The organism is Albidovulum sp., assembly GCF_049646345.1.
GTDB lineage: Bacteria > Pseudomonadota > Alphaproteobacteria > Rhodobacterales > Rhodobacteraceae > Albidovulum.
Window position 1 is genome coordinate 1 of record NZ_JBARVQ010000323.1, and the last position, 4,354, is coordinate 4,354.

7 protein-coding genes are annotated in these 4,354 nt (G+C 63.5%); 2 read left to right on the forward strand and 5 right to left on the reverse strand.

The window, feature by feature from the left end:
- On the forward strand, positions 1 to 579 hold a 579-nt coding region (locus WBB85_RS08140), incomplete at its 5' end, for a response regulator (protein WP_432638120.1).
- Positions 580 to 730: 151 nt separating this feature from the next.
- Here the strand turns inward: WBB85_RS08140 and WBB85_RS08145 are convergent.
- From WBB85_RS08145 to tsaD, 5 genes are read right to left on the reverse strand one after another with little or no spacing between them, the layout of a single operon-like run.
- Positions 731 to 1,123 (reverse strand): DUF1761 domain-containing protein, encoded by a 393-nt coding sequence (locus WBB85_RS08145; RefSeq protein WP_432638121.1) that lies wholly within the window; start codon positions 1,121 to 1,123, stop codon positions 731 to 733.
- Between the two features lie 59 nt (positions 1,124 to 1,182).
- Positions 1,183 to 1,596: an EVE domain-containing protein gene (locus WBB85_RS08150; RefSeq protein WP_432638122.1), complete on the reverse strand. Its 414-nt coding sequence runs from the start codon at positions 1,594 to 1,596 to the stop codon at positions 1,183 to 1,185.
- Positions 1,596 to 1,865, reverse strand: coding sequence for a YciI family protein (locus WBB85_RS08155; RefSeq protein ID WP_432638123.1), 270 nt, complete (start codon positions 1,863 to 1,865; stop codon positions 1,596 to 1,598). The genes WBB85_RS08150 and WBB85_RS08155 overlap by 1 nt, the downstream gene beginning before the upstream one ends.
- A gap of 2 nt (positions 1,866 to 1,867) precedes the next feature.
- The gene (locus WBB85_RS08160) at positions 1,868 to 2,833 is read right to left on the reverse strand and encodes an NAD(P)H-dependent glycerol-3-phosphate dehydrogenase (protein WP_432638124.1); all 966 of its coding nucleotides are present in this window, start codon (positions 2,831 to 2,833) and stop codon (positions 1,868 to 1,870) included.
- A complete protein-coding gene (gene tsaD, locus WBB85_RS08165; protein WP_432638125.1) occupies positions 2,830 to 3,924 on the reverse strand; it encodes a tRNA (adenosine(37)-N6)-threonylcarbamoyltransferase complex transferase subunit TsaD in 1,095 nt (364 codons plus the stop codon). The genes WBB85_RS08160 and tsaD overlap by 4 nt, the downstream gene beginning before the upstream one ends.
- Before the next feature lie 72 nt (positions 3,925 to 3,996).
- Between tsaD and WBB85_RS08170 the strand changes: the two genes are divergently transcribed.
- Positions 3,997 to 4,354 (forward strand): uroporphyrinogen-III synthase (locus tag WBB85_RS08170; protein WP_432638126.1); only part of this gene is annotated, 358 nt, incomplete at its 3' end.

The following is a 4,354-nucleotide window of genomic DNA, read 5'->3' on the forward strand; positions in this document are numbered from 1 at the left end:
TCGGAGGCCGACGGGATAACCGTTGTGGGCGAAGGGCAGGATGCCGAAACGGCCTTTGACCTGACTGAAAGGCTGCGCCCGGATCTGGTGCTTCTCGATATTTCCATGCCGGGCGGCGGCGGCATTTCCGCCTTGCGCCGGATCATGGAATTGCCCGAACCGCCCAGTGTCGCGATGCTGACCGTGTCGGAAGAAGATGACGACGTCATGCAGGCGCTGAAGGCAGGTGCGAAGGGTTATGTTCTGAAAGGCGTCGGATCGCGCGAACTGGTGTCGATCGTCCGCGATGTTGCCGATGGGCAGTCCTATGTCTCGCCCTCACTGGCCGCACGTATCCTGAATGCCATGCGGGGCGATGGGACAGCCCGGCGCGAAGCCAATCCGATGGACGATCTTTCGCATCGCGAAGAAGAGATCCTGAAGCTTGTCGCCGCCGGGAAAAGCAACAAGGAGGTCGGCCTCGCGCTCGATCTGCAGGAGAAGACCGTCAAGCACTACATGACGGCGATCTTGCAAAAGCTGCATGTCCGCAATCGCGTGGAGGCCGCGGTGATGGCGCGGGATTACTGGAAGAAGTAGGTGTATCGCATCGGGATTTTGGTGCCGTTCAAGAAATTGTCCCTGTCGCCCGGAACAAGCGCGACGCCCGCCCGGCTAAAATCGCGCTTGGTCAACGATCGCTCCTGGCCTTGAACGGGCCTAACCGTTTCGAGGCACAGCGTGGTGATTTTCAGAACAGCGACAGTACCGTACCAATGATGGTGCAGCCGAACACAGCATAACCGCCGTCGATATAGGTCAGCGCCTTGGGGCGGTCAGAATAGGCATAGTTGGTCACGATCCACGGCAGCGCGATAAACGCGCCAAAGCCGAACCCGGCCACCAGCCCCGCGCCAAGGGTTTCGATCCCCGCCATGCCGAACACATGCCGCATCATGCCCGCGACAATCACCATCGCGACGCCGGAGATGATGAAGGGAGCCACGCTTTTATTGGCGGGTTTGCCGTCGGCATCCACGGCAATGCCCGAGGCGGCGACCCATTGCTTTGCCAAGTTCATGTACCAGAAGGCCCCGAAGGCATAGGCCGCTGCGCCAGCCACGATCACGCTGATGAGTTCCATGCCGTTCCCCTTTGCATGTTGCAACGCAACACTATCATGCCGCTGTTTTCACGCGCGGTCTACAGGCCGCCGAGGGCGCGAATAATCTCCCATTCTGCATCACTTACCGGCTGCACGGACAGGCGTGAGTTCTTGACCAGCACCATTTCGGCCAGCCGCGGATCAGCCTTGATCTCATCCAGCGTGACATGGCGGTTCAGGGGTTCCACCGCCTTGATATCCACGCAGTCCCAGCGCGGATCGTCGGTCGTCGAATCCGGATGGCTGAGGGCACAAACCTCGACCACGCCGACGACGGCCTTGCCGATATTGGAATGGTAAAAGAAGCCTCGGTCGCCGATCTTCATCGCCCGCATGTTGTTGCGCGCCTGATAGTTTCTGACGCCGTTCCATTCTTCGCCGGCCTCGCCCTTGGCGACCTGCTGATCCCAGCTCCAGGTGTCGGGTTCGGATTTGAAAAGCCAGTATTGCATCAGCCGATCACCTTCTTCCATTCCGTCACGGTCACGCTTTCGAAAAGACCCGCAGCCTTGTAGGGGTCGCCCGCTGCCCAGGCTTGGGCCGAGGCCAGATCGTCGGTCTCCAGTACCACAAGCGATCCGCACATCGCGCCCTCTTCGATGAAGGGCCCCGCCATCGCGACGATACCGGTTTCCTTGATATAGGCCAGATGCGCGTCGCGGGTGTCGAGGCGGGTCTGAAGATGGCCGGGTTTGTCGCGGCAGATGACGGCGTAGAGCATGTTCATTCCTTTCTGAGCGGGCGGGACAGCAGCGCGCTGACGGCGTCCCCCACGGTGATCTTCCGGTCGACGAGGGCCGCGACCATGTTGGCGACGGGCATGTCAATTCCGTGCTTTCTGGCCAGAACAGACACTGCTTTGGCCGTCGCTGCCCCTTCGACGGTGGTGGTCTGGTCAAAGGCCTCGCCCTTGCCCAGCGCATGGCCGAAGCGGAAATTCCGCGACTGTGCCGAGGTGCAGGTCAGGACCAGATCGCCGAAGCCGGAGAGGCCGGACAGGGTCTCGGGCTGCGCACCCAAAGCAAGGGCAAGCCGGTTCATCTCGGCAAAGCCGCGCGTCATAAGTGCTGCCCTTGCACTGTCGCCAAGCCCCGCGCCCATGACCACACCGGCCGCGATGGCAACGACGTTTTTCAGCGCCCCGCCAAGTTCGGCGCCAATCGTATCGGTTGTGCGGTACAGGCGGAGCACCGGCGTGGAGAGCGCCTCTTGCAGCCCGCCCCCCCTTGCATCATCGCTGCAGGCAAGGGTCAGCGCGGTGGGCAGTCCCCGCGCGATATCGGCCGCAAAGCTGGGGCCCGTGAGCACGGCGGCCAACGCGTTCGGGCAGGTCTCACCGATGATCGCGGTTGACCCGCGTCCCGAGGCCAGATCTATCCCCTTGGCGCAGCCGATCAGCACATGACCGTCCAGCATGCCCTTGTTTGCGGATAAAAGCCCGGACATCTGCTGCATAGGAACCGCCAGCAGCAGGATTTCGGCCTGCGCGACCACGGCGATTTCGGCTGAAACCGAGACTGATTCCGGTAGATCGACGCCCGGCAACCGCCGTTCATTGCGGCGCGTTTCCTGAAGTTGTGCGGCCTGATCCGGATCGCGGGCCCATAGCCTGACTTTTTGCCCTTCGCGTGCCAGCGCAACCGCCAGAGCCGTGCCAAAGGCCCCGGCCCCCAGAACCCCGATCTTCATGCCTTGGCCCCTTTCTTGCCCGAGCCGAGCATCGACGGCTGCGATCTGTCAAGCGGCCAGCGTGGCCGGGCGGCAAGGTCCATCCCGTCGAACAGGCCCAGCCGGAACCGTTCGATCCCGGCCCAGGCGATCATCGCCGCATTGTCGGTGCAAAGTGCCAGCGGCGGGGCGACGAAGCGCAGTCCGGCTGTGGCGCAAACAGTCTCTAACCCTGCCCGAATGGTCGAATTTGCCGCGACGCCGCCGGCCACGGCCAGAACCGGTGCATCCGGGGCCAAAGCCATGTAATCGGCGATGGCCCGGCGTGATTTTTCCGCCAGAACATCGGCAATCGCCGCCTGAAATCCGGCGCAAAGATCGGCGCGATCCTGTTCTGTCAGCCCGCCTTTTTCGGCAATAATCGCATCGCGCGCCCGCAAAAGCGCGGTTTTGAGGCCCGAAAAGGACATGTCACAGCCCGCCCGGTCGAGCAGCGGGCGCGGGAAGGCAAAGCGCGCCGGGTCGCCGTCTTGCGCGGCGCGCTCCACCTCTGGCCCGCCGGGTTGCGGCAGGCCCAGCAATTTCGCGGTCTTGTCGAACGCCTCGCCCGGCGCGTCGTCGATTGTGCCGCCAAGCCGGGTGAATTGATCAGGGCCCTGCACGATCAGGAACTGGCAATGCCCGCCCGACACCAGCAGCATCAGATAGGGAAAGGTCAACCCGTCTGTCAGGCGCGGCGTCAGCGCATGACCGGCCAGATGGTTGACGCCAATCAGCGGCAGGCCTGATCCGGCGGCCAATCCTTTGGCGCACATAACCCCGGCCAGCACCCCGCCGATCAGACCGGGTCCGGCGGTAACGGCGATGGCATCCATATCCTTCAGCGTGAGCCCGGATTGCACCAGCGCCTCTTCAGCGCAGAGGTCGATTTTCTCGACATGGGCGCGGGCCGCGATTTCGGGCACGACGCCGCCGAAATCGGCGTGGAGCGCGGTCTGGCCATGCACGACCGATGACAGGATATCGCCGCGCCCGCCCTGCAGGCGCACAACGGCCGCCGCCGTATCGTCGCAGCTGCTTTCCAGACCCAGGATCGTGATCGTATCGCGCATCGCCCTGCCAGTTGCCTAAGGCCGATCCCGCAGGTAACACCGGGAGGCATGCGGCACAATCCCGGGGGCCCCTTGGACCGAGAACGCCCGACCCTTCTTCTGACCCGACCCGAAAAACAGTCAAAGGGTTTCGCCGGGGCATTCCGGGCCAGATTCGGTGCGGATTGGCCTGTCATCCACTCCCCCCTGACCGCGATCCGCTATCTGGCAGCAGGGCCGGTGCCGCCGGATACCGACGGCATCATCTTCACCTCGCAGAACGCAGTTTCCGCCTTTCTACGTGTGACGGGGGATCGTGGGCTGAAAGCATGGTGCGTCGGGATGCGCACTGCCGAGGTCGCCAGGAAGGCAGGTTTTGACGTCGTGGCCGGTCCGGGCGGGGCCGAGGATCTGGCGCAGATGATCATCGAAAGCGGCGCGGGGCGCCGCC